The 24,375-nt window shown below is 45.9% G+C and carries 22 protein-coding genes and 1 pseudogene; 12 read left to right on the forward strand and 11 right to left on the reverse strand.

Annotation, left to right across the window (positions count from 1 at the left end; translation table 11 throughout):
- Positions 1 to 20: 20 nt before the first annotated feature.
- The 8 genes from hypE to LRP50_RS00655 all read left to right on the forward strand — a co-directional run bounded on the left by hypE (position 21) and on the right by LRP50_RS00655 (position 10,655).
- Positions 21 to 1,103 carry a hydrogenase expression/formation protein HypE gene (gene hypE, locus LRP50_RS00620; protein ID WP_274162584.1) on the forward strand — a complete coding sequence of 361 codons (1,083 nt, stop codon included), beginning with the start codon at positions 21 to 23 and terminating at the stop codon, positions 1,101 to 1,103.
- Between the two features lie 75 nt (positions 1,104 to 1,178).
- Positions 1,179 to 1,790 carry a HupE/UreJ family protein gene (locus tag LRP50_RS00625; RefSeq protein ID WP_274162585.1) on the forward strand — a complete coding sequence of 204 codons (612 nt, stop codon included), beginning with the start codon at positions 1,179 to 1,181 and terminating at the stop codon, positions 1,788 to 1,790.
- A 7-nt stretch (positions 1,791 to 1,797) separates the two neighbouring features.
- On the forward strand, positions 1,798 to 4,146 hold the full coding sequence (hypF, locus tag LRP50_RS00630; RefSeq protein WP_274162586.1) for a carbamoyltransferase HypF: 2,349 nt from the start codon (positions 1,798 to 1,800) through the stop codon (positions 4,144 to 4,146).
- A 44-nt stretch (positions 4,147 to 4,190) separates the two neighbouring features.
- Positions 4,191 to 5,144: an NADH-quinone oxidoreductase subunit B family protein gene (locus LRP50_RS00635; RefSeq protein WP_274162587.1), complete on the forward strand. Its 954-nt coding sequence runs from the start codon at positions 4,191 to 4,193 to the stop codon at positions 5,142 to 5,144.
- Positions 5,144 to 6,664 carry a nickel-dependent hydrogenase large subunit gene (locus tag LRP50_RS00640; protein ID WP_274162588.1) on the forward strand — a complete coding sequence of 507 codons (1,521 nt, stop codon included), beginning with the start codon at positions 5,144 to 5,146 and terminating at the stop codon, positions 6,662 to 6,664. Before LRP50_RS00635 ends, LRP50_RS00640 begins: the two co-directional genes overlap by 1 nt.
- 4 nt (positions 6,665 to 6,668) lie before the next feature.
- Positions 6,669 to 7,154, forward strand: a complete 486-nt coding sequence (locus LRP50_RS00645) for a hydrogenase maturation protease (RefSeq protein ID WP_274162589.1) — start codon at positions 6,669 to 6,671, stop codon at positions 7,152 to 7,154.
- Positions 7,151 to 9,346, forward strand: coding sequence for a PAS domain-containing hybrid sensor histidine kinase/response regulator (locus tag LRP50_RS00650; protein ID WP_274162590.1), 2,196 nt, complete (start codon positions 7,151 to 7,153; stop codon positions 9,344 to 9,346). The genes LRP50_RS00645 and LRP50_RS00650 overlap by 4 nt, the downstream gene beginning before the upstream one ends.
- 79 nt (positions 9,347 to 9,425) lie before the next feature.
- Positions 9,426 to 10,655, forward strand: a complete 1,230-nt coding sequence (locus LRP50_RS00655) for a response regulator (RefSeq protein WP_274162591.1) — start codon at positions 9,426 to 9,428, stop codon at positions 10,653 to 10,655.
- Between the two features lie 48 nt (positions 10,656 to 10,703).
- Here the strand turns inward: LRP50_RS00655 and LRP50_RS00660 are convergent, their stop codons facing one another.
- Positions 10,704 to 11,612 carry a LysR family transcriptional regulator gene (locus LRP50_RS00660; protein ID WP_274162592.1) on the reverse strand — a complete coding sequence of 303 codons (909 nt, stop codon included), beginning with the start codon at positions 11,610 to 11,612 and terminating at the stop codon, positions 10,704 to 10,706.
- Between the two features lie 253 nt (positions 11,613 to 11,865).
- On the opposite strand from LRP50_RS00660, the gene LRP50_RS00665 reads away from it, so the two are divergent.
- Positions 11,866 to 12,378, forward strand: a complete 513-nt coding sequence (locus tag LRP50_RS00665) for an SLATT domain-containing protein (RefSeq protein ID WP_274162593.1) — start codon at positions 11,866 to 11,868, stop codon at positions 12,376 to 12,378.
- Between the two features lie 367 nt (positions 12,379 to 12,745).
- Positions 12,746 to 13,528: pseudogene (locus LRP50_RS00670) on the forward strand (ISNCY family transposase); the annotation flags it as partial.
- Positions 13,529 to 13,587: 59 nt separating this feature from the next.
- Here LRP50_RS00670 and LRP50_RS00675 read toward each other — a convergent pair.
- The 8 genes from LRP50_RS00675 to matP all read right to left on the reverse strand — a co-directional run bounded on the left by LRP50_RS00675 (position 13,588) and on the right by matP (position 19,431).
- A complete protein-coding gene (locus LRP50_RS00675) occupies positions 13,588 to 14,061 on the reverse strand; it encodes a GNAT family N-acetyltransferase (protein WP_274162594.1) in 474 nt (157 codons plus the stop codon).
- On the reverse strand, positions 14,058 to 14,276 hold the full coding sequence (locus LRP50_RS00680; RefSeq protein WP_274162595.1) for a hypothetical protein: 219 nt from the start codon (positions 14,274 to 14,276) through the stop codon (positions 14,058 to 14,060). Before LRP50_RS00680 ends, LRP50_RS00675 begins: the two co-directional genes overlap by 4 nt.
- Positions 14,277 to 14,357: 81 nt before the next feature.
- Entirely contained in the window at positions 14,358 to 14,891 is a 534-nt protein-coding gene (locus tag LRP50_RS00685; RefSeq protein ID WP_274162596.1) for a phosphotransferase-like protein, read from the reverse strand.
- Between the two features lie 292 nt (positions 14,892 to 15,183).
- Positions 15,184 to 15,852 (reverse strand): class GN sortase, encoded by a 669-nt coding sequence (locus LRP50_RS00690; RefSeq protein WP_274162597.1) that lies wholly within the window; start codon positions 15,850 to 15,852, stop codon positions 15,184 to 15,186.
- A 2-nt stretch (positions 15,853 to 15,854) separates the two neighbouring features.
- Entirely contained in the window at positions 15,855 to 17,957 is a 2,103-nt protein-coding gene (locus LRP50_RS00695; protein ID WP_274162598.1) for a marine proteobacterial sortase target protein, read from the reverse strand.
- A 289-nt stretch (positions 17,958 to 18,246) separates the two neighbouring features.
- A complete protein-coding gene (locus LRP50_RS00700; RefSeq protein ID WP_274162742.1) occupies positions 18,247 to 18,681 on the reverse strand; it encodes a PPC domain-containing DNA-binding protein in 435 nt (144 codons plus the stop codon).
- Positions 18,681 to 18,971, reverse strand: a complete 291-nt coding sequence (locus LRP50_RS00705; RefSeq protein WP_274162599.1) for a DUF3634 family protein — start codon at positions 18,969 to 18,971, stop codon at positions 18,681 to 18,683. The genes LRP50_RS00700 and LRP50_RS00705 overlap by 1 nt, the downstream gene beginning before the upstream one ends.
- Before the next feature lie 10 nt (positions 18,972 to 18,981).
- The gene (gene matP, locus LRP50_RS00710; protein WP_274162600.1) at positions 18,982 to 19,431 is read right to left on the reverse strand and encodes a macrodomain Ter protein MatP; all 450 of its coding nucleotides are present in this window, start codon (positions 19,429 to 19,431) and stop codon (positions 18,982 to 18,984) included.
- Positions 19,432 to 19,691: 260 nt separating this feature from the next.
- Between matP and LRP50_RS00715 the strand changes: the two genes are divergently transcribed.
- Positions 19,692 to 21,365, forward strand: coding sequence for a Lon protease family protein (locus LRP50_RS00715; protein WP_274162601.1), 1,674 nt, complete (start codon positions 19,692 to 19,694; stop codon positions 21,363 to 21,365).
- A gap of 68 nt (positions 21,366 to 21,433) precedes the next feature.
- The gene (gene fabA, locus LRP50_RS00720) at positions 21,434 to 21,946 is read left to right on the forward strand and encodes a bifunctional 3-hydroxydecanoyl-ACP dehydratase/trans-2-decenoyl-ACP isomerase (protein WP_274162602.1); all 513 of its coding nucleotides are present in this window, start codon (positions 21,434 to 21,436) and stop codon (positions 21,944 to 21,946) included.
- 252 nt (positions 21,947 to 22,198) lie between these two features.
- On the opposite strand, the gene rmf is transcribed toward fabA, so the two are convergent.
- Both rmf and LRP50_RS00730 read right to left on the reverse strand, forming a co-directional pair.
- Positions 22,199 to 22,369 (reverse strand): ribosome modulation factor, encoded by a 171-nt coding sequence (gene rmf, locus LRP50_RS00725; protein WP_274162603.1) that lies wholly within the window; start codon positions 22,367 to 22,369, stop codon positions 22,199 to 22,201.
- A 165-nt stretch (positions 22,370 to 22,534) separates the two neighbouring features.
- On the reverse strand, positions 22,535 to 24,373 hold the full coding sequence (locus LRP50_RS00730; RefSeq protein WP_274162604.1) for a DUF3466 family protein: 1,839 nt from the start codon (positions 24,371 to 24,373) through the stop codon (positions 22,535 to 22,537).
- Positions 24,374 to 24,375 lie beyond the last annotated feature (2 nt).

Raw genomic sequence — 24,375 nt, forward strand, 5'->3', positions numbered from 1 at the left:
GACTAAAAGGATGTCTGTCTATGATGCTCAATAAGCAGGAAAACGAGAGTAATGATGCTCAATCAAACGATGTTGCATGTATTACCTTAGCGCATGGCAGTGGAGGGAAAGCCATGCGAGATCTTGTAGAGAACGAGATCGTTTCCGCATTTGCTAACGAATACCTCACGCCACTTGAAGATCAAGCGCGCCTACCACTTAGTGCAATGAATTCGCTCGGTGATCGCTTAGCCATGACAACAGATTCATTTGTCGTGGACCCGTTAGAATTTCCGGGTGGAGATATTGGCACCTTAGCGGTTAATGGCACGGTTAATGATTTAGCGATGAGTGGCGCAACACCCTTGTACCTAACTTGTGGCTTAATTTTGGAAGAAGGGTTACCGCTCGACACACTACGTCGAATTCTATCCAGCATGAAAAGGGCGGCTGACTTAGCTGGCGTGACCATAGTGTCCGGCGACACAAAAGTGGTTCATCGAGGGGCTGCCGATAAAATTTTCATCAATACGTCCGGGATCGGCGTTATTCCAAAGCACCTTGAAATCAATGCCAATGCTGCACAAGACGGTGACGTTGTCATCGTGAATGGATGGGTTGGCGATCATGGAGCCACGATCATGGCAGAGCGGGGAGAACTGCAGTTAGATGCCGATCTTTATTCCGATTGTCGTCCTTTGCACCGTGAAGTGAACGCCTTGTTGGCGCATTGTCCTGATGTTCATTGTCTGCGTGATGCCACTCGTGGTGGGCTCGCCACTGTTCTTACTGAATTTGCAGAAAGTAGCAACGTGAAAATCGTGCTCGATCAGGCGGCTATTCCGGTGAGAGACGAGGTCCGCGGCGTGTGTGAGCTTCTCGGTTTAGATCCTCTTTATCTAGCGAACGAGGGCAAATTTGTTGCGATCGTTCCTGCTAAACATGCTCAGGCTGCGGTCAATGCACTAAGAAAACTCCCTGGCGCAGAACAAGCCTCTGTTATTGGACATGTTGAAAGCACCGAAACGTTAGGTACTTATGTAGGTGTCTCCTTGAAAACGACGTTTGGTAGTGAGCGAATGATCGACATGCTTATCGGCGCGCAACTGCCCCGTATTTGTTAACGCTTTACCGCGATATGCGATGTATTGTCACGATTAGCAGCCGTCAGGCTGAATGGAGAAATAGGAAGGATGAATATGAAACGTAATGGAATCCGAGCGGCAACGATATTAACGTCAGCCATACCGTTTGCTGCGTCAGCGCATACAGGGCACGACACTTACGGTTTTCTCGTTGGCCTTAGCCATCCGCTAACGGGTGCCGACCATATGATGGCGATGCTTGCGGTAGGTATGTGGGCCATGTCACTCAACGCTTCTGGTAGCAAAAACGCAACGCGTGCCATTCCTGCGATGTTTATAGTGGTTATGGCAATCGGCGCTTTGGCCGTAATGTCTGGGCTGGTGGTACCGTTTGTCGAAGTGGTTTCGTTTATTGAAACAGGTATCGCGGTATCAGTCTTACTTTTGGGTATGCTGCTGGTGGGAGGAACTCGCTTGCCACTATCAGTGACACTTCCTGCAACGGCTTGTTTTGCAGTATTTCATGGCATTGCACATGGCGCCGAATTGCCACTTTCAGCCCATGCTGTTGGTTACACACTCGGTTTTCTTTTCGCCACCACATTATTGATAGCCGTAGGGGGGGCGTTAAGCGCATATGCTCGTCGTCACAGCAATGCGCGCATCGCGTTGCCCGTGTCCGGTGGAGTGTTTGCCCTTGCTGGCCTTTATCAGTTAATGGGTTAACGCTTTAATGCAAGGCTATCGAGTTCGGATCCGCGGTGTTGTTCAAGGCGTAGGGTTTAGACCTATGATTTGGCACGTCGCGAATTCGTTAGCCTTGAATGGTTCAGTGCTTAATGATGGTGAAGGTGTAGTGGTTGAACTTTGGTGTTCACCTGACAATGTCGCCACTTTTCTAGAACAAATTCAATTAAACTGCCCAGCTCTTGCCGCAATAAATTCCATAGAAACAACACCTTTCCCTGATTTTGATACATTAGGCCAAGACATAGGGTTCCATATCGTTGCGAGTGATGAAACTTCAACGCTTAATGCGGGAATACCGGTGGATGCTGCCGTGTGTCGCGACTGTATAGATGAAACCTTTGACCCCAAAAGCCGCCGTTATCGTTATCCCTTTACCAATTGCACTCACTGCGGCCCTCGGCTTTCCATCATTAAATCGTTACCTTACGATCGTCCAAAAACCAGCATGGCAAATTTCCCCCTGTGCGCGGAATGTGAGCAAGAGTATCTCAACCCTGCAGACCGTCGCTTTCATGCACAACCTGTTGCTTGCCCAGCTTGTGGGCCAAAGGTGTGGTTGTGCGATAAGTATGGAGAGCCAATAAATGCCGACAATGAAGGGGGCAGCGATGCCATTCAACTCGCGGCTTCCTTATTGAAACAAGGCAAAATTCTCGCGGTGAAAGGCATTGGAGGGTTTCACCTTGTCTGCGACGCAACCAATGAAGAGACGGTGAAAAAGCTTCGACAGCGTAAATTCCGCCCCGCCAAACCTTTTGCTGTGATGATGCAAGACTGTGATCATGTTAACCGGTATTGCGATGTGACCCCTGAATCTATTAAGGCATTGCAAAGTCATGCAGCACCCATCGTCATTCTTCCGATACGTGCTGTGACAACGTCACTAATCGATATCGCAACATCGGTCATGCCAGACCTCAATGAAATCGGGGTTATGCTGCCAGCGACACCACTTCATGTTTTGTTGATGACAGATGTCGGCGTACCGCTGGTGATGACTTCTGCAAATCTGAGTGGCAATCCACAATGTATAGACAATGATGAAGCTCTGGCAGACTTGCAGCATATTGCCGATGTGTGGTTGATGCACGACCGCGAAATTGTAAGCCGTACCGACGATTCTGTTTTACGGCAAACCTCGTTAGGCACGCAATTGCTGCGTCGTTCAAGAGGTTATGCCCCCAGTCCGATTTCTCTACCCGTGGGCTTTGAAGAAACAGAGAACATAATGGGTCTGGGTGGTGAAGTGAAGAACGCCTTTTGTTTGTTGTCACGCCATGGCGCGATTCTCAGTCAGTACATTGGTGATCTTGAAAGTGTGCGCATTTGGCAGGACTTTCGGTCTACGCTGGGGCATTTTCAAACCTTGTACCGCTTCGAGCCCTACAGGGTTGCAGTGGACAAGCACCCTGAATATCTTTCGACAAAATACGGAAACGCAAATTACTCAAAAGACAGAGTGTTCGAAGTACAGCATCATCATGCGCATATCACCGCATGCATGGGCGATAACCAATTGCCGCGAAACAGTAAACCGGTTTTAGGCGTGGTGTTTGATGGACTAGGGTTAGGTGATGATGGCGGTCTGTGGGGCGGTGAGTTTCTACTTGCCGACTATACGAGCTTCCAGCGCTTGGCGCATCTATCACAGGTTGCACTACCCGGTGGTATGGTTGCGATTAAGCAACCTTGGCGAAATTTGTTGGCGTGGCGACACAAACTCAATTTAACTGAAGATGTCTGGCAGCAACTCATCGCTAAGCATGACATCGCCTCAAAAACGTTCGCTATTGATCAAATGATAGAGAAAGCGATCAATACACCTGTCACGACATCGGCTGGGCGATTATTTGATGCCGTGGCTGCGTCACTCTCCATTTGCTTTCAAAGCCAAAGTTACGAAGGCCAAGCCGCTATTGAGCTAGAATCTCTTGCTCACTCCAGCAACGAAGATAGCGGTTACACATTCGATATTGTCGCCGGAGAACCTGCACACCTTGATCCATCACCAATGTGGATTGAACTCGGAAAAGATTTGGCATCAGGAACTGCGCCAAACGACATCGCGAGAAGATTCCACCTTGGGTTGGCGTTGGGTATCGCTGACATGGTGGATCACCTCTCGAAACAAATGACGTATGTGCCAGATATCGTCCTGACAGGGGGTGTATTTCAAAATCGCTTATTACTTGAATACACCCATTCATATCTCACTAAACGTGGTTTCAGTGTGTTGCGGCATCAACAAGTGCCCGCCAATGATGGCGGCTTGGCATTCGGACAAGCCTTAGTGGTTTCCGCGCAGTCTTTAGCAAGAAACATCCAAACCTGAGCGCTTGAACCATAATTAATCATGCAGTTAAGCAGGAGTTCGTCATGGTGAAAGGCAAAATGACATTGCTATGGTTTCAAACAGGGAGTTGTGGCGGAGACACAATGGCACTTCTCAGTGCAGATAGACCGTCATTCTCTGACCTGCTGACCGAATATCCTATCGAACTTTTATGGCAGCCTTCGCTATCTATTCAAAGTGTCCACAGTCTCAACGAACTTATTGAAGAGATTATTAACGGCACGCAGCGGTTAGACATTCTTTGCATCGAAGGCAGTATTATTACCGCGCCTAATGGCACGGGAATGTTTGATACGTTTCAGCGAAAAGCAAAGAAAGAGTGGGTCAGCTTGTTAGCTGACAAGGCCCGCTATGTGGTCGCCATGGGCACTTGCGCAGCTTTTGGTGGTGTTCATGCTGCGCCACCAAACCCGTCTGACTGCATGGGATTGCAAATGGACAAGGAATCCCCTGGAGGTTTGCTCCCTCCTGAATGGCGAAGTGGAGCGGGGTTTCCTGTGATTAATGTGGCGGGATGCCCTGTGCATCCCAACACCATGACAAAAACCTTGGCAATGATTGCCAGCGGCATGATTTTACAACTCGATGAACTCAATCGCCCAAAAGAGTTTTTCAGTACTTTGGTCCATCAAGGTTGCACCCGCAATGAATACCACGAGTATGACGTCGAAGAATCGGAATTTGGCACAAACGGGTGCATGTTCTTCAATCTTGGTTGTAAAGGACCTTATACCCAAGCGACTTGCAATACTGATTTATGGAACGGCCGAAGCAGCAAAACGCGAGCAGGGGTGCCTTGTTTTGGCTGTACCTCACCTGCGTTTCCAGAAGATGAAGGGCTGTTTCAAACCGAAAAGTTAGGGCCTATCCCCTCCAAATTGCCTGTAGGCGTGGAACGTGCGAACTATATTGCCTACAAAAACCTCGCCAAAGCCGCAGCGCCCGAGCGCGTGAAAAAGCGAAAAATGGAGCCTTAATGGTTAAGAAAACCCTGAACATAGACCTTAACCGTGTTGAAGGCGATCTTGAGTTTGAGCTAGACGTTGAGCATGGAAAAGTGGTCGATGCTCGCTGTATTGGTGTGATGTATCGAGGGTTTGAGCAGATCATGATTGGTCGAACGCCACGTGATGCCGCCGTTATTACGCCGCGGGTTTGTGGTATTTGTGGCACAGCGCACCTCTATGCTGCAACGTTGGCCTTGGAGCAAATATGGGGAATTCATGTTCCACCCAACGCCACGTTGATTAGAAACCTTTGCTTGCTGACAGAGAGTATTCAAAACGATATTCGCCAGTCGTTTTTAATGTTTCTTGTCGATTTCTGCCATGAAGATTATCGCCATCATCCTTTATACCAAGATATATTGGCGGCGTTTGAACCTTTCAAAGGACGCCATCACCTTGGCGCATTAGAACAATCTCGTGATGCCGTAGGCATTATTGCATTGTTCGGCGGTCAATGGCCTCACTCGTCTTACATGCTACCTGGTGGTGTGGTGGGTAAACCCAGCCAACGTAAGATCATAGAGACTAAGGATGTGATAGCCAAACTGATACGCTGGTATGAACAAGCAGTGATCGGCGACACGCTGGAAAATTGGATGTCAGTCAGCTCTAAACGGCAGTTATTTGATGGGTTAGATGACAACGCTCACCAAGCCAATAGTGCGCTCGGATTGTTTACGCGATTTGCGCGCTCACTTGATCTTCACAAGATTGGGTTTGGTAGTCGGCATATGTTGAGTTTTGGCGCTGTCATCGACCCAGTGAAATCCGACCACCACGCGCTACGTTCCGGCGTCTATGACGCAGACACTGAGACCATCCAACCCCTTGACCAGTCATTGATCTCTGAGCATGTTCGCTACTCATGGTTTAGGCAATATCAAGGCGGACGCCACCCTCACAAAGGGGAAACGATTCCCGATTATCAAACACAATCTGACCGTTATACTTGGGCAAAAGCGCCGCGATATGATGGCAAGGTAATGCAAACTGGGCCTTTAGCAGAATTGTTGATTGGTGAGGATTCGCTCATTCAATCATTACACCAAGAAGAAGGACCATCAACTTGGCTACGACAGTTTGCTCGCTTGCGCCGCATTGGGTTCAGTTTGATGCAGATGAAAAAATGCGTTCAGGACTTATCAGAAGACATCAGTGGTGACTTCTTCCTGCCACCCAAACCACAAGACGAAATTGATGGTAAAGGGTTTGGCATGATCCAAGCTGCGCGAGGAGGGTTGGGGCACTGGATTAGTATCAAAAATGGCGTTATCGACAATTACCAAATCATCACTCCGACAGCATGGAATGCATCACCAAGGGATTCCGATGGTCAACATGGGCACTGGGAGCAAAGTGTGATTGGCTTGCAGGTTGATGATGCGGACAATCCATTACAGCTCAGCCATGTAATCCGATCACATGATCCGTGTTTAGTATGCACGGTACATATGCTTCCGACCGGGAAAAAGCTGCGCTTTGGAGTATGAGGTCATGAAGGCGCTGAATGTACTCTGTTTTGGCAACGCATTACATGGTGATGATGGACTAGGGGCCGCCGTAGCAGCAAGACTTAAGGACGTGTCACTGCCAGCAAACGTCAACGTATATAACGCAGGCACCTTGGGCCTAAATGCATTGCCATTGTTCGAGCATTGTTCGCATGTGTTAATCGTTGATGTGGCCGAACTTGGCCTATCGATTGGTGACTCTCGTTTCATCTTGCCCGATACGCTAGATAACAGCAGTTCTGCCGATCATATGGGAGGCGTCAGCTTTCTACTCCAAGCCGTTAATGCCATTGTTAAACCAACGCCAATCATTAATATTCTGGCCGTTCAGCCTGCAAAAACGTCCACGTTCTCACCATCGCTTTCTGTCGAAATGACTCTGGCGTTGGAACGTTTAGTGAACCAAGTTAGCGAGTTCACTGTTGAGTGGGAAGTCAATAATATTGAGCTAAAAGGGTGTTCAACATGACGCCGCCTAAAGTCATGAATAGCACACAGCAATTGGCATCAGAAAACGAACAGTTGCGACAAGAAATTGAAGCCTTGTATGCCGCAGCTGAAGCCAGAGAGCAACAATTGCTTGCTGCGACACATGCTATGGATGAGATCTTATTGGAGATGGAAACGCAGCGAAATACGCTTAAGCGTAAAAACAAACAACTGCTTGAACTCAATGCTTATATTCGCAGTATTAACGACGCCATGAATAGCATGCTTGTTGTTGTCGGTGTTGACGGGCTAGTCACTCAAACCAACCGCGTGTTTACTGAAGACCTTGGCTGGGCAGATGAAGAGCTACCTGATATTCACATTGATTCGTTGTTTCCTCATTCAATGCTGACCAATTTGAGCAACACCACAGCGGATACGCAGGAATCGAAAGTTGTCTCGACTATCACTCAAAGTGGTCACTTGGAATTGGAAATGCCTTTGATACGCTGTAACGGTGAATTGACTCATGCTGTTTACCTCGTTAAAGGCGAGCAGTTTTATAGCCATCAGGGTAAGTTGCAGGGTATTTTGCTGACAGCGACGGACATTTCTGAGTTAAGACAGCGAGAAGTCGCCCTGAAGCAAAGTGAAATAGCGTTGCAAAAAGCCAAAGCGGAAGCGGATGCAGCGAATCAGGCAAAAGGGGATTTTCTGGCTAACATGAGCCATGAAATACGAACACCACTGAATGCAATAATCGGTTTCACCAAGCTCTGCTTGCACTCTAATTTATCAACAAAACAGCGTGGCTATCTCAATACGGTAGACGTGGCTTCCCACTCCTTGTCTCATTTGATTAATGATGTCCTCGATCTTTCCAAGATAGAAGCAGGAAAGCTCACAATGGAAAACGTGCCTTTCAACCTTCACCAAGTGTTGAGCAATGTTCGGCACGTCATGTGGTTCGACGTATCAAAAAGAGGGCTAACATTCGACCTGCTGGTTGACGAGGATGTTAATCCATTACTCAAAGGTGACCCGCTACGTTTGCAGCAGGTGTTGGTTAACGTGGTAGGGAATGCGATTAAATTTACCGACCACGGCAGCGTATCGGTGACGGTCAAAAACAAAGATACAGATGATATAGATAAAGAATCAGACAACCCCACACGACCACAGTCACTGCAGTTTCAAATTACCGATACAGGAATAGGGATGACAGCACCTCAGCTTGACAGACTATTCAACAAATACCATCAGGCAGATCCTTCAACGACTCGACGATTTGGAGGGACGGGATTGGGGCTAAGTATCAGCGAGAAACTGGTGAATTTGATGAATGGAGATATTCAGATTCAAAGTATTTATGGTGAGGGCACACAAGTGACATTTTATGCTTGTTTTGAATCTGTGAGTGATTCAGGCCAAACCGATGTGCCTTTACCCCAGCCAAGTGATTACACCGAATTACCGAATGTCAACGAGCTAAGCGGTGCGCGTGTACTGGTTGTGGATGACAACGCCATCAATCGTGAAATGATCAAAGAGTTATTATTATCCCTCGGTATGTGGGTAGAGCAGGCGAGTTCTGGTCAACAAGCATTGGAGGCCATTGAATCTCATCCGTATTCGGTTATCTTGATGGACTTGAGCATGACCAACATGGACGGCATTGAAACCACGCAAGCGCTACGAAAACTGGATTTGGGTAAAAAAGTGCCAGTCATTGCATTATCAGCCAACACTTCTGAAAACATCCTTGAAACCTGCCTAAACGCAGGGATGAATGATTACTTGCCAAAACCTATTGATTTTCAAAGGCTAATTCAGGTTATTGCTAATCATATGACAAAGCCTGAAACAAGCACGACAAATCAACAAGAAATAGTCGAGCAAGTATTCCAGCCGGAACATGCGCTGCAACGTTTAGGGTTTAATTATACGGTCTACAATAAGATGCTTAAGCGCTTTATCGACCAAACTGATCAGCGACTACAAACGTTACAAGAAGCGCATGATTCGCGCGATCTCGCTGTGCAAAAGCATATATTCCATGAGCTGAAAGGTATTACTGCCACGCTTGGCGCCGACAAGTTAAGCATGCTTTGTGGATCACTTGAAGCAAAGTGCCAGTCTGTCTCCGTTGACGAGGAAACGCTCTTCGAGGTGGTTTCGGCGTATCTTGATCTTACTAAAGAGCTGACTGAATACTTGAAAACGCATTCATAGCGCATTAAAAACACGCGATATTAGATGTTGATGCTCCACGCTATTACACTGAAATAATGCGCAATACCAAGGACGTTTAATGACTGAGCCAAAATCTAAGGCAGCCACCATTGCCATTGTTGACGACTCCGCCCCCTTGTGTGAAATGCTTTGCGACTTACTCGCCGATGAAGGGTATGACACCCAAGCGTATACTTCGGGGGCAGACGCATTAGTAGGAATAGCCGAAAGCCTGCCCGATCTGGTGTTATTGGACATAGATATGCCCAACATGGACGGCTTTGAAGTGTGCGAAAAGCTCAAAGCTTCGCCGGCCTCACAAGCTATTCCCGTGCTTTTTATCAGCAGTTACAGTGAACTTGATGAGAAACTCAAAGCCTTTAGTTGCGGAGCGATGGATTACGTCACTAAACCGATTCACCTTGCCGAAGTCACTGCCAGAATAAAAACACACCTATCACTGCGCTATTATCAACAGGAGTTACAAGCCCAAAACGACATACTCGCATCAACGTTAAAGCAATTAAAAGATGCCCAGAAGCAGCTCGTTCAATCTGAAAAACTCGCCTCACTAGGGCAAATTGTCGCGGGCGTGGCGCATGAAATTAATAACCCGATTAGTTTTATTGTTGGTAATGGACATGTGCTGCAACGAAACATTGACCGCATCAATCAATATCTGGACTGTGTTCATGAACAACCGCTCAATGAAGAAATAATTGAACAACGTCAATCTCTTAAGGTCGATACGGCGAGCAGTGACCTTAAACCCGCAATAAACGACATCCTTGAAGCAGCGGGTCGAGTGAGTGCTATTGTCGAAGATTTGAGTTTGTTTTCCGCGCAACAACAAACAGAAACCACTCTGGTTAACCTCAGCAGCGTGGTGTCATTGGCCGTTAAATGGGTGAGTGCCAGCCGTCAGTGCATGAACATCATTACGCTTGAAATAGATGAAAATGCGACTGCATTGGGCCACAAAGGGCAACTAGTACAAGTGATTGTTAATGTACTAAACAATGCGCTTGATGCGTCTAAATGCCGCACAAAACCAAAAGTGATTATTCAATGCGGAGCTAACAACAATACTGGATGGATTTCTGTCACCGACAATGGCACAGGCATTGATGAAGGCCATCTCAACCAAATTTTTGATCCTTTCTTTACGACCAAAAAAGTGGGTGAGGGCAGCGGTCTAGGTTTGGCGATCTCATATCGATTAATCGCGGAACAACACGGAACGCTCACCGCCTTCAATCATCCTGATGGTGGTGCTAGCTTTTGCGTATCACTTCCTTTATCTCACTAACTTCTATGTACCATTAGTCTCCTATACATCACTAACCCAAGAATCTTGTTAACTATGTATAGCCTCTCGAATATTGGCTTCATCGAGTAAGAAGTCACAAAACGCATGGGCAATTGGCGTGAGCTTTTTTCCTTTTCGATGAACCAAGTACCAGTGGCGTATGATGGGCATGTCAGCAACATCCAATTCAATTAACCTTCCTGTCTCTAGTTCTTGCTCAATAGAATGCCGAGAAACGATACCAAGGTATAAGCCTGCAGAAACCGCCTGCTTGATGGCTTCAGTTGCACTCATTTCGGCTCCCACGTTTAAGGTGAGATCTTTGCTTCGAAAAAAACGCTCAATCGCAAATCGTGTGCCTGAGCCTAACTCTCTAACAACCATGGATTCACTCGCTATACGCTGAACGGAGATACACGCTTCCTTCCCAAGTGGATGATTTGGTGGCGCAATTACCACCAAGGGGTTTTCAATGAACGGCGTCGCGTTGACTTCAATGTCGGCAGGAGGCTTACCCATGATAAGAAGATCACAGTCGTTATTTTTGAGTTCATTGATCAAAAACTCTCTATTTGTGACATTCAGTGAAACTTGAATATCCGGATGGATATGTAGAAAGGATGCCAACAAGCGGGCAGAGAAGTAGTTTGCGGTGCTGGCTACAGTGATTTTTAGCTTGCCACTTTTAAAAGATTTTAAGCTTTCAATGGCTCGTTTCGCGTCCGAAAAATCTTGCATAATGCGATTACAATGAAGCATAAACTCTTCGCCAGCACTGGTTAAATATAGAGATTTCCCCATGACCTCGAACAATGCTAAGCCAACATTTTCTTCCAATTGGCGAATTTGCATTGAGACAGCAGGTTGAGTCAGAAACATCACTTCAGCGGCTTTGGTATAGCTAAGATGACTCGCGACCGATTGGAAAATATGGATCTGACGAAAAGTGATGTGCATATTTAAGCCTCACGAACTTCAAACGTAAGTAGTTAAAGCACAATGCTTGCCAGTCTTGTTAAGGTATTGATTATACGAGCGAAATTGATAAATCCAGATGATCACGCCAATGATTAAATCTAATGGGAGTGGAAGAAAGCTTTCCAGTTTGGACACTCACTTTTCGGCAGAGATTCCAACATTGTAGGCAATGAACCTGGCAAGACGAACTACGCTTTTCCCATCTATATTATTGATAGTTGGAGATCTTGTCGTGACATTCGAAGAATTGAGCAAAATGTTTGATAAAGCGGTGTTAGATGCAGAGAAACAAGCTCGATATTATGATAGATATCAGAAAGTATTCAGACTTATATCTTTCGTAATACGCGCAGCAGTCGTCATTGCGCTTTTTAATGCTGCCATGTTAGCACTTGAAAGCGAAAAACAAATGCAGGCGGACAGTCTGACATGGATAGCCGCAGCGGGTGTACTAGCAGCCACCGATCAGCTTTTTGTTGTAACCAAGAACTGGAGAAGACTCACGAAGGCTAATTTGGAAATTATGTTGCTAATAGCCTTAGCTAAAATCGACTGGGATGAATTCAAAAGTAAGTTGAGCGGCGCCCAGGCAACAAATGATGATATCGAAAAGACAGCCAAAATTTGTAGAGACTTGGTTCAAGAAGCCAGAGAGGTCTCGATAAGAGAGACAATGAATTGGGATGGTGACTTAGAAGCTGCAATGAAGGAGCTAGTAAAAATGACCAAGAAGAAATCTGGTTAGCGCCATCAGCAATCAAGCCAGATTTGTTTTATTGATAATTCACCAAAGCTAGAAGAACTCTGTTGGAACAGAATGATCCAACATGAGCGTCTTAGAGAAGTGGTAATTATCTACTTTATGGTAAATAGCCAATTACGTTCAATAGACTGATATTAATGAAGAATAAGGGTAGTTAGAGAGCTGAGTGACGTACATTTCAATCTACCGCACATCTTATTTAACATAATATACATAATGCGCACTGGTGATGTAAGGGCAAAGTAGTAATGTCACTTTTTAGCAAAGTTAAAATGTCTCCTTAATCGCACGTCTCAACTAGGTTTCTGTTTTGATCTGACGTTTAAGGAACGATGAGATGCTGGTAGTTATGAGTGACCAAGAGTTGACACGTTTTAAAGTAATTCAGGATGTTTGCGATCATCACATTCGTCGTTGCGATGCGGCAGATATTTTGGGACTCAGTGAGCGTCAGGTTCAACGACTGATGAACCGGTTTCGAAAATTTGGTGCGTCAGGTTTAGTACATCGTGCTCGTGGAAAACCAAGTAACCACCGATTGCCTGGCGAACTTCGTAAATCTGTTTTGTCCTTAATTAGAGAGCGTTATCCAGATTTCTCACCAACGTTGGCGCAAGAAAAGCTCACCGAACTGCACCAATTATCGGTGTCAGTTGAAACATTGCGAAAATGGATGACCGCCGATGGTCTCTGGGTACCACATGCTCAGCGAAAACCTCGCATCTATCAACCACGCTACCGCCGAGATTGTCTTGGCGAACTTATCCAGATTGACGGCTCCCACCATGACTGGTTTGAAGGTCGTAGCCCCAAGTGCTGCCTGCTGGTGTTTATGGATGATGCCACTGGCCGCTTGATGAACCTGCGTTTCAGCGAAACTGAGTCAGCTTTTGACTACATGATGGCGACTCGTGAATACCTAGATGTGCATGGCAAACCTGTCGCACTTTACAGCGATAAGCATTCTATCTTCCGTGTGAATCAAGAGCGTAATAAACAAGTTGGTAAGACACAGTATGGACGGGTTCTCAACGAGTTAGGGATTGAATTGATCTGTGCAAACAGCTCTCAGGCCAAAGGCCGTGTGGAGCGCGCGAATCAAACGCTGCAAGACCGCATGCTCAGAGAAATGCACTGCTGCTTTCAATCTTCAGTAAACAAAGTGACGTGGTAACACTTTAATTTATCCCATCAACTTAGAGACTTAACCCTAACTGACACATCCACTCCCCGACTTTCAACTTGTTCGATCTCCTGCCAACCTAGTTTTGCATATAATCCGCCATTGAGCTGTTCGGTTTGAAGATGGAGTTGTGAAACGCCAAGACGAATGGCGATGTTTTCTATGTTTTGAACCAATGCACTGGCAATATGTTTTCCGCGATATGGGGCATCAACATATACGCCCCCTATCCAATGTTCTTTGTCTGGGTAGATACTCATTTCATGAAATCGCAAATGAGCGGCACCAATCGCTGTTGTTCCATCCATAGCAATCACCAACAGCGGGATTTTGTCGGTGTTTAAGTAGTCATCGAGTTTTTGTGTGAAGGCTTCAAGCGAGGCATTGGCAAGTGCGCCCCATTCGTTGAAGTACCAATTTGCGACTGTAGGAATGAGTTCGGGTTTGTCTGCGAGGAAAGCGAATTCTATATGCTTGGTCATTTAGTATCTTCCAGTTCAGCGAATTGGCGCTTGGTTTTGATCCAAGAATACAGTCCGTAGAAAATACCACCAAGCGGCCATATGACGATGGAAGTTGATAGCGCGGCTAGGAAGCTTTGTTCTGTGAGTAAAGAGTTAATCAACGCATAGATGAAAGCAGTCGGCAGCCCCCAAAGCAATAAACCGAAAACGAAAACATGTTTTGGGAGCCCCATTGTGATTTTTCTTTTGAGCTTTTCCCTATCTTTATGATTAGTCATTATGACGGTTCTGCAGATTGAAAACACATCCCATCGTTATGCCTCGTGCTGTTCCTCGTGAACAGTAGCTGCAACAATGGTTGCGAGGTCGCTCACAGACATCGAAGTGCTATCGATCTCTAAGTCATACTGAAGGTGTAATGGTGATGTGGCGAATCCGTGTCTGACTTCTTCTAACGTGCGATCTCCACGTAAACGAGTGCGACGTTCAAGCTCTGACAGTTCGCAGTTTACGCCAACATAGAATCGTTGATGCTGCTCAAAAGCCAGATCCATTTGAAGTGCACGTGTTGGCGTAGAAATCACAGTATCAAAAATCACCTTGTTACCTGCATTAACCAGGGCATCGACGCAGGCGAACGCACCTTTGAACAAGGTATCAGCATCCACTGATTGCCAATCATTTTCCTGATTACACCGCTCCAATATAGACGAAGGTAATGTATAGACCAGTGTGTCGATTGAAAGATATAACCAATTTTCTGGAAGCAATGTTTCCTGCAAAGCTTTAGAGAGCGTTGTTTTCCCCGCCCCAGATGGACCATCAAGTACGATAAGATTTGGGCGCATAGAATAGACTCTTTATTATGTTTTTCGTTGAGTACATGATTTGCCCCTAACCGTCTATTTGAAAGAAATTACGCGTGAACGCCCTAAAAACTGCGACTCATATCCACACTGTTTCACATGTGAGCCACAGGAAGCGTGACTTTACTCACGAAAATATTTACTTGCTGTTGGACTTTTGTGTTTTTCCACCTCGACAATAACGGCGAAATGAATACTAAATAAAACAGAGTAAGCAGGTAATATTAACGCATCACTTTTAAGTTATAGTGCGTTACAGTTATATTATATATATCTACAGCCAATAGGTCCTCTCTTGTCCATAGTGTGTAAACAATACAGGTAGGTTTCGTTGGTTATGTGATTCTATCTCAGCGATTGGCTTTGCCGTGACAATATACCTTAATGGACCATTGAGTGTCATAGAATCAAACGGATAGCATGTCACCAAGGTTAATCGATCGTCTGTTGTATTATCAATCCATTGAACTTCAGATTCATGAGCAACGGCGACATTAGAAACCCGAAATCTCCTCAGCATCCCGTTAGAGGCTTCTAGTTGTAATTCATCCCCGATTTTCGCTTTAGCCAACAATGAAAAGTGCGTGTCATTGTGTCCAAAAATGACTATGTTGCCCTTTTCATCAGGACGAGCCGTATTCATTTGCAACGTTGGCCCGAACGCTAGGTTTCGCGCATTGGCACCGGCTAGCACCCACAAAGGTTTGTGCCCATCCATTAACAAGGTAGCGGTTGGAAATGTATCAGCCCAAGGCCAAGGCGGTTGTATCTTCCCTGTCTCTTGTTGTTTGTCCCATGCATACACAATGAGAAACTGCGCCAATTGCGCTTTAGCCTTGATGTAAATGCCATTGACCATGAGAACGCTGCCACCAAGAAACAGACCAACCATCATCCATTGCCACGCTCTTATCGGCCAAAACCGTGAAATTAGCTTTCTCATTCTCATACACCCTGTCTTCTCGAGTGGCTGCGTACCGGAGAAAAGTGCAAGACAGTAAAACTCACTAACATCATCAATAAACCACCCAATAAAAACGCATCACTACCCAGCCCACTTTGCAGCATAACAGCACCGTTTTTGGGTGCATGAGGCCTAATTTGATGAGCTTTAGCATCTTGATCCAATGGCCTGCTAGGTGTTTTATCAATAGCAACAAGAGACGTGTGCTTGGTGACAATATGGTGAGCTAATCCAAGTTCCGTGATTTGATTTTCTTTCTGTGCTGCGCTCAATGATGGGTTTAATGAAAGACTTTCAATTTGTTTTCTGGCCCATAAAACGTTAAGTCCTGAGGTTTTAGTGTCTCGATTTACAGGGAGATCGATTTGGTATTCCCAAGAGTCTTGGTTAAGTACACCTTCCAGGTTCAGTGTTTCTGCTCCCTCTGGTATTTTGAATGATTGAACAAGTGGCTGGGTGTGGTACAAGTCAGGAATAGGATTCGGCCAAGCATCTATAGGACTTTCATCCTGCCATTTCATGACGATATCTTGCATGATGGGTGCCGACAGTTTCTCAAACAGTGGTTTTAATGAGCTTTTAACCTCAGTAATGTTACTAATAAATGTGTATGTCCCCTTTCCACTGATTGCTGCTCGCTGCATAAATGCGCTATTCGGCGCAGACCCAATGCCCACCGTAAACAAACGACGACTTCCGAGCTCTTGTTGAATGAAATCGTAGAGTTCATCTTCATTGCCAATGGCGCCGTCTGTAATAAACACAAGCTGGTTGAGATGTTGCTGCATCGATTCAGATGCAAACGCCAGTTCAAGCGCCCCTAGCATTTCCGTCCCGCCATCAGCCACTATCCCGCGTACAATTCTCGACACCTTTGCAATATTTTCACGGGTTGCTTGTAGCGGGGTCGGTGAAAGAATCTCTGCGTTTTCATTGAAGACAATCAGGTTAAAGTGATCAGATGCATCCAAGGTATTTAACGCATAAATAACCGCTTGTTTGGCTTGATCAATGGAGTCGCCATACATGGAGCCCGACACGTCTAATATCAAGGTGATATTTTGAGGAAGCGTACTCACTTGATTGGATTGGGGTGGCATGGCCATCAATAGTCCGTAGCGCTCTCCTTCGATCTCTTGTACAAACATTGCAGCCACTGGCATTGCTGTAGCAATGGGTCTCCAAGTGAGAACAAAATCTTGATTGGCGATCTGCATATCGCTTAACGACACCAAATAGCGGCTTTCAGATTGTTTATCAATGTTTAGCGAAGCATTAGGACTCGATACGCCCTCTATTGGCAGCCCCATGTTGATGTCAGCATCCAATGTGAAAACAATGGCATCTTCCAGCATGGGGTCACGATACTCTGTCGTGATCTCACTAGCATCCGGCACTTGTTTGGTCGCTACCGCCCATCCATTTTGAAGCTCAGCTAACGGTTCAGGATTGTTGCTGCGCTCGTCTGTTGTCGCTTCGAGTTGAGTGACGTTTTCAGGTAGACCCGGAATGTAGCGTTGAGTGAATGTGGTAGGAAAACGTAGGCTGAACTCGCCATCTTCGTAATGCACTGTCTCTTGATATTCAATTTCCACCACAATAGTTTCATTCGGAGCAATATTGGCCACTTGTGTAGAGAACAAGTTGGTACGATGCTGCTCAATCAATGATGCTTTCTTGCCCTCGCTAGCCGCTTGATTAAATGCTTTTCTTGCGTCTTGTTTCTTTTGGATTTCACCTTCAATAATGCGTTCGCCTACTCGAATGATAAGGTGGTCCACAGCGGCGTTTTGCGGCAAAGGAAATAGGTACCGAGCGTGAACCCAATCATCAGTCGGGTTAGTGAAGTGCTGCTCGACTTTGACGCGATTAACCAAACCATTGATGACCATACTTACATTGGTTGCGAATTGTGGAGCTTGTGTCCACATAGCGTCTTCTGAGCCTTCTATTTGAACATACAATCCCCCCTCATCTTCATTGGCAAGCACTACGCTAGGAAGAAGCAATATAAACAGCGCTGTCAAAAGCCAGTCAGAAAGTGGCGCTCTAAAAGTTATTTTTGATAGTTTTACGGATAGCATTGCTGTGCCCTCACTCTTGTTGATGGACACAATTACATCAAATCAATCTGTCACTTCCAGGGTGATATTCAGGCAAATAAAGACCAAATGTGGCCAAAATATGGCAATGCAAACTAATAAGTTATAGTGCATTATAGGTTTGAATTAATCCAAATTCGATAAAATATAGATGCTAGGAATCTAACGAAATTGTTGCTGAAAACTCATTGTCTCTATTCATGTTTTTATCAGTTCTATTCAAATCCCAAGGTGTTTCCCCGAGGATTTTCTCACCCAGGCGCTTGATTAGTCACTTGGTTGAAAAACAAGAGGAATTTACGCCAGGCTTAACAACCAGTTCGGAGTAGCCCGTGTCCGCGTCAAACTCCCGATTAAATTGGTAATTTGAGAAAGCCAATAAGCAAATTTCGGCGGTGTGACTAACGATGGTGCCATCAAGCAAATGTCCCCCCCATGCACCCCCTTCTTCATCTGCCACAGAAATATGAAGGTGAATATGCTCGGGTGTTAATGTGCCGGACAATGACAGTATTTCGAAGCAAGCATCCTTTTGGAAGACTGAAACACTGTCTGCTAAACGCATATTGATAGACGATAGACAACCAACCACGGAAACAACGCATCCCGCTTGGATGTCATTGCCTTTGACAGCGTCGAAGATTGATTGCTTTAAGTCAGCCCCTCGCGTTAATCGAAATGCAATGGGCTGAACGGATGATGGGATCACTTGAATGACTTGTGCGGAAAGATGTTACGAATGCGCTGCTGCACTTTAGTATCAATGCCCTTTGAGAAAACCAACTTGGCGGGCTTAAAGCGGTTGCGGTAAACCTTCACCGTACCATTGATGGGGTTTCGCTTGTTGATTTCTGTACAATCATGCAAAAAGCCCTGAGGGATTTTGCCCTTGGTTTTGACTAACGAGCCGTTTTTGAACGAAATGAGAATGATTGGGCGGTCAATGGCGATAAACACAAACAACGCGATAAAACTACCCGCCAGAAAGTACTCCATGAATGTCACCTTACATATCTAACAAACTGCTTAAATCTTTTTTCAACGCATCCACTTTCTTGTTTGCGTTTTGTGATCGGTTTGCTTCACCAATCAAATACTCAATCGTATCTGATAATGTGGCATCAAGCTCTTGCGCTTTAATAGACAGTTTTTCCCACACGCGAAAGTCTAAATCGATAGATTTTTTACGCGTATGTTCTTGTTCTGCATTGAAATGACGCTTTCGTTTAGCACGAATAGCCTGTTTAAGCTTGATATCAAGCTCTGAAGACATGTGCTCGGCAATCCATTCAATCACTTTGGTAGGCTCGTGCTCTAGCGCAAGAAGCGATTTAACCGATGCGTCAACTTCGCTGGAATCCACATAACGGGACACGTTGAAGCCTTCTTTATGCTTCTTGACTAGATAGCTCCATTTCCATCCAGCTTCTAGGTTTTCAAGTTGTTGATATTTCATATTTTTAATTATTTATTGTTGAGAGCGAAAATTATGTGAAATACAGTGACAGCGTAACAGCAGATTACTTTTTAATCAAATATTAAGGCCGTTATCTTATTGATATTTTCGTTGACTAGCTCACAAAGTCAGCGATGGGCAGCACTAAATGTCAATTTGGTTTCTCGAATCATGACAAGCGCTTATCTTCGCTACTTTGCCGAGTGTTATTCATCTATAATGCCTCCATCGCAAACCCCCAAAGGTAGAAACCCAGACGTATGCAAGAAGTTACCTGGCAGTCCGTTGTTCCTCAGTTCTCTCACGTAGAGCAGCACATAGAAAACTATGCTTCGCTAGACGCCATTGCGCCAAGCGCCCTACAACCTCGGCTGAAAGACAGCATCCAACGAACTGTTCACGAGTCGCGTTTCCCTCGCCTTTTGCTCGTTACTGCGCCTGATGTTCACGACTATTTTACCTTGATAGAGAAAATGGTGACTGACCACCTACCTCGCCCAGATATGCCTGTTGTTTTGGCAGAGAATTTTAATGAAACTCAACTGTTTGGCGCAGTTTATCCTAACCAACAGGATGTGACAACGTCACACTCTGTAAGAGGGCTTCTTCATCAAGCCAACGGCGGTGTACTGGTTATCTCTCTAACAGGCATCATCAGCCAACCTAACATATGGAATCGCCTTAAGAGCGTTATCTCGACGAATACGCTTCATTGGCACTGTGCGAAAGCTGACACGTACTGCGATCTGCCTGCCCCCGAAGACGTATCAGTGAGCGTGATCGTTATTGGTGATCGCAGCCTAATGGCTGACTTTGAATCTGGGGAACCTGAATTACATGGAATCAGCAGCTATTGCGAATACGAGCAGGATTTCCACGTTAATGCTGACAACATTGATGATTACCTGTCCGTCATCAAAGGCTTTCAACAGCAATTCAATGTAAAGCCTTTAACAAATGGTGCAGTGAAGCGCTTCATGCAAGCTGGTGCCCGTTTTGCAGAAGATCAGGAACGTTTGCCTCTTTGCCCATCGTGGATTCAAACCATTTTGCGTGAAGCTGATTACCAATCGAACGATGACGTGATTTCTGAATCGGATCTCGATGCAGCCATCTCTGCAAAATATTTCCGTGAATCTTATCTCCCCCTTCGCGCTGTCGATGACATCCATAAGGGTCAGGTGTTTATTGATACAGAAGGCGAACACATTGGTCAGGTGAACGGTTTAACCGTGATTGAGATGCCAGGCCACCCAATGGCATATGGCGAACCCGCCCGTATCTCATGTGTTGTGCACTTTGGTGATGGCGACATTGCCGATGTTGAGCGAAAAGCGGAACTTGGCGGAAATATTCATGCGAAAGGCATGATGATCATGCAAGCCTTTGTTAGTGCTGCTTTAGACTTGGACGAACCGCTGCCTTACTCAGCATCGATCGTGTTTGAACAATCCTACTGCGAGGTTGACGGCGACAGCGCATCACTCGCGGAGTTATGCGCGTTTGTCAGTGCCCTTTCTCAGCAACCGATTAACCAAAGTATTGCGATCACAGGCGCTGTTGACCAATTTGGTCGCGTTCAAGCTGTTGGCGGCATCAACGAGAAAATTGAGGGCTTCTACCACATTTGTGAGCATAGAGGTCTATCCGGTGAGCAAGGTGTCATTCTTCCAATGACCAATCTCAATGCCTTATGCCTAAGCAAAGACGTGACCGAAGCAATCCGTGAGGGTAAGTTCCATATTTGGGCGGTCGAGAATGTCGAAGAAGCTTTTCCTCTGATCACTGGCATGCCATTCAGTGGCGAAGAAGATGATGAAGAAACTGAAACTCTGCTAGACAAAATCGCGTTAAGAATCGATATGTTCCATCATGGTGAGCATCGTCACATATCCCTAATAAATAGGTTAAAAAACTGGTTCAACAAACACTGATCAGAGTTGTCTAGCGTACACGTGTACGCTAAAGTGCATTTAACTTATTTAGGAGCTGTGTAACGCCGATGAAACCGAATTCTTATGACCGCAATGATCTGATTGCCTCTAGCCAAGGCGAACTTTTTGGCCCTGGACGTCCTCAACTTCCAGCACCAAATATGCTGATGATGGATCGCATCTCAAACATCACTGACGAAGGTGGTGATTTTGGTAAAGGCTTTATCGTTGCAGAATTGGACATTACACCAGACCTTTGGTTCTTCGATTGCCACTTCCCTGGCGACCCAGTTATGCCAGGTTGTTTAGGTCTTGATGCTATGTGGCAGCTCGTCGGCTTCTTCCTTGGCTGGATGGGCGGCGAAGGTAAAGGACGTGCTCTGGGTGTTGGCGAAGTGAAGTTCACGGGTCAAATTCTACCTACAGCTAAGAAAGTCACTTACGAAATTCAAATGAAACGCGTGATCAACCGTAAATTGGTGATGGGCGTTGCTGATGGCCGCGTACTGGTAGATGGCAAAGAAATCTATGTAGCGAAAGACTTGAAAGTAGGATTGTTCCAAGACACTTCTTCTTTCTAATGATATTGCCAGAAAGCTCTTAAACCGCCCTTGTGGCGGTTTTTTTATGTGTTCAATAAACCAAGCCATTTAACCTTGTTCAGCGAGACTGCGAGCCTGTTAGACAACCAGAACCTCACATTGTCTTTAAACTTGATTCATTCAATGAGTACTCTTAGTTAACTTTGTTCAAATACTTAAAGTTATAGTGCGTTAATATGTTAAATAAAAGCCCCGATAGCGGGGCTGTCAAATGTGCAAAAAAGAAAAGTATTATTTCATCGACGACGCTTTAGTATCTCTGCCATCTCGCCAACCTCCTAGCCATTGGCTGCGCGCGTCCATGGCTTGATAAGGACATGTCTCAGAGGATCGACCGCTTACACCGGCTTGATAGCCTTTAGCTTGTGCTCGCTCTAAACGATCTCGCTTCTGTCTTTTCATATTTCCGCCCTCTTATCCTTCGATAAACGATTCTTTACAGTACGGCTTCACTAAGGTTGCTCATTTGTGAATCGCACCATTTAAGAGTCAGGCATGGTCAATAAATAATCAAGTATGAACTGGCCCATCCAACAGAAATTTGTGAGGATGAGCCAAAAACAAACATTACTTTCTTTTTCTGAAAAATCCGCCTAACCCAATAAGAATAAGGCCTAGCATACCGATACCACCACCACTTCGTGTGATAACGTTTTCTTCAACTGGACGAGGTGTAATCTCACCACCAGGTAAACGTGTCAGTTTCACAGCCACCAGCTCTTCTTCAACGTCACAACGTGCATTTTGCGCTGTTGAGCTATAGCCACCGTCACAAAAGAAAGCCGACGCTGCGATATCGCCATTGTCCGCAATATCAAACGCTTCGGCGATACGGAACTGGTTTGCACCACCAGATCCATTGGTCAGATCATCAAGTAGCCAACCACGCTTTCCATCAAAATCTGCATTTGCTGTGCCGTGGGCGTAAATATAACCACGCTGGCGACGTTCTCTGTCTCGTGAACTCTCGATATCGACTTTACCCACCAGCTCACTGCTGGTGTTTAGCGCCGCGGCTGTCGCGTTATAACCACTAAAGAACAATTCACTCTGTCCAGTACCAAGGAGCGTCGTAGAAGAGCCTTCGTTCACGAAGATAGTTTCTGAAAATGAGCCACTGTTTGAATTTCTATATTTTGCGATACCAACAATCGCACCGGTGCTATTAGTATCGGTAGCCATGCTATAGCTAAAACGCTCGCGTTGGTCCTCGAAACCTTCAATTGGCTGTAAGGTCCAGCACTTAGCTTCTGTGGCATCACTCTGTAATGCACTAATACAGGTTGCAAAATCAGCCACTGGCGTGAACTTCACGGCTCTCGCATAAAAGCGATTGTCGTCATAGGTTGAGTAACCCACCAAATAAGGTTTATTGGTGTCGCCCCCTAACAGCGCAGCACCAAGAACACTGGCTTGGGCGGTGTCGTCGTCATGACCCGTATTCCCACTAGGAAAACTACTAACGACTGTCGTCGCGTTGACGTCAACGAAGGGTTCATCCGTAGTCAGCCAAACCGACGCTTGGTTAGCAAACTGGAAGTACTGGCAAGCACGGTTTGAGTAATCAACGCTGCTCTGGCAACTGGCTAGGTTAGGCAGGCCAGAATCTTCAGGCGCTTTAGCTTCTTCACCGACATCTGCCATATTGGCAACGGACGCTGAACCATACGTAATGGTGACGCCTGCTGCTTCAATCACGCCATGCGCATTAGTTTGGCCAATCTTTGGGATAACACCCGTAGCTGAAGCCGGAGGCAGCAATTCTACGTCGTTAATAAAGCCACGGCGCGCAAATGCACGAGCATTGTAAGATCCTGCATCGTAGTATGGGCTGCTAGACGCGCCAACCGGAGAACCATTCGCAGTAATCGAGTTAATCACGACATTTGTGGAGTCAGCGTTAACCGTTCCCGCAGGAGGTGAAGCAACGCCAGCGCCAAATGGGTTCACCGCGCTACCAAGGATTGCCTCGCTATTACTTGCGAAACCCTGCGACCAGGCGTCAATTTCTTTTTTCAAGCCACCAAGGCAAGATTGCTCAGCATCGTCACTTTTACAGACGGTCCCAGACGCTTGGATTCCATACCATCTTTCGTCAGCCCAAGTATCACAGGTGTTATAACCAAGGTAGTCTCGACAGTAGCGATAGAGATCATCTTGGCTATTTATGAAATGCTCTACATCAACCATGTAAGGCAATTCCTGAGAATAGTTAAGACCAACAGGGCCACTTAACACTTCTACCGCAACCTCACTACCATCAGGAGAAATGGCAGTCGCTGCGGCTGATTGGCTAGCCGAAGCATTATCGACACGAGCGACAGAATACAAAGCTGCATTGGCTACTAGGGGAAAACCAGCTATCGCAAGTGCGACAGCTGAAAGTTTGAATTTGTTGAACTGCATTA

It is taken from the genome of Enterovibrio gelatinilyticus (assembly GCF_028683095.1).
Lineage (GTDB): Bacteria > Pseudomonadota > Gammaproteobacteria > Enterobacterales > Vibrionaceae > Enterovibrio > Enterovibrio gelatinilyticus.

Excerpts from the sequence above, each read along its gene's own strand:
- LRP50_RS00625 (WP_274162585.1), top strand. The coding sequence starts at position 1,179 with ATGAAACGTAATGGAATCCGAGCGGCAACGATATTAACGTCAGCCATA.
- LRP50_RS00730 (WP_274162604.1), bottom strand. The coding sequence starts at position 24,373 with ATGCAGTTCAACAAATTCAAACTTTCAGCTGTCGCACTTGCGATAGCT.
- LRP50_RS00685 (WP_274162596.1), bottom strand. The coding sequence starts at position 14,891 with ATGCGCCCAAATCTTATCGTACTTGATGGTCCATCTGGGGCGGGGAAA.
- hypE (WP_274162584.1), top strand. The coding sequence starts at position 21 with ATGATGCTCAATAAGCAGGAAAACGAGAGTAATGATGCTCAATCAAAC.
- LRP50_RS00650 (WP_274162590.1), top strand. The coding sequence starts at position 7,151 with ATGACGCCGCCTAAAGTCATGAATAGCACACAGCAATTGGCATCAGAA.
- LRP50_RS00645 (WP_274162589.1), top strand. The coding sequence starts at position 6,669 with ATGAAGGCGCTGAATGTACTCTGTTTTGGCAACGCATTACATGGTGAT.
- LRP50_RS00675 (WP_274162594.1), bottom strand. The coding sequence starts at position 14,061 with ATGACCAAGCATATAGAATTCGCTTTCCTCGCAGACAAACCCGAACTC.
- rmf (WP_274162603.1), bottom strand. The coding sequence starts at position 22,369 with ATGAAAAGACAGAAGCGAGATCGTTTAGAGCGAGCACAAGCTAAAGGC.
- hypF (WP_274162586.1), top strand. The coding sequence starts at position 1,798 with ATGCAAGGCTATCGAGTTCGGATCCGCGGTGTTGTTCAAGGCGTAGGG.
- LRP50_RS00705 (WP_274162599.1), bottom strand. The coding sequence starts at position 18,971 with ATGGAGTACTTTCTGGCGGGTAGTTTTATCGCGTTGTTTGTGTTTATC.
- LRP50_RS00635 (WP_274162587.1), top strand. The coding sequence starts at position 4,191 with ATGGTGAAAGGCAAAATGACATTGCTATGGTTTCAAACAGGGAGTTGT.
- matP (WP_274162600.1), bottom strand. The coding sequence starts at position 19,431 with ATGAAATATCAACAACTTGAAAACCTAGAAGCTGGATGGAAATGGAGC.
- LRP50_RS00715 (WP_274162601.1), top strand. The coding sequence starts at position 19,692 with ATGCAAGAAGTTACCTGGCAGTCCGTTGTTCCTCAGTTCTCTCACGTA.
- LRP50_RS00690 (WP_274162597.1), bottom strand. The coding sequence starts at position 15,852 with ATGAGAAAGCTAATTTCACGGTTTTGGCCGATAAGAGCGTGGCAATGG.
- LRP50_RS00655 (WP_274162591.1), top strand. The coding sequence starts at position 9,426 with ATGACTGAGCCAAAATCTAAGGCAGCCACCATTGCCATTGTTGACGAC.
- LRP50_RS00695 (WP_274162598.1), bottom strand. The coding sequence starts at position 17,957 with ATGCTATCCGTAAAACTATCAAAAATAACTTTTAGAGCGCCACTTTCT.
- LRP50_RS00660 (WP_274162592.1), bottom strand. The coding sequence starts at position 11,612 with ATGCACATCACTTTTCGTCAGATCCATATTTTCCAATCGGTCGCGAGT.
- LRP50_RS00640 (WP_274162588.1), top strand. The coding sequence starts at position 5,144 with ATGGTTAAGAAAACCCTGAACATAGACCTTAACCGTGTTGAAGGCGAT.
- fabA (WP_274162602.1), top strand. The coding sequence starts at position 21,434 with ATGAAACCGAATTCTTATGACCGCAATGATCTGATTGCCTCTAGCCAA.
- LRP50_RS00680 (WP_274162595.1), bottom strand. The coding sequence starts at position 14,276 with ATGGGGCTCCCAAAACATGTTTTCGTTTTCGGTTTATTGCTTTGGGGG.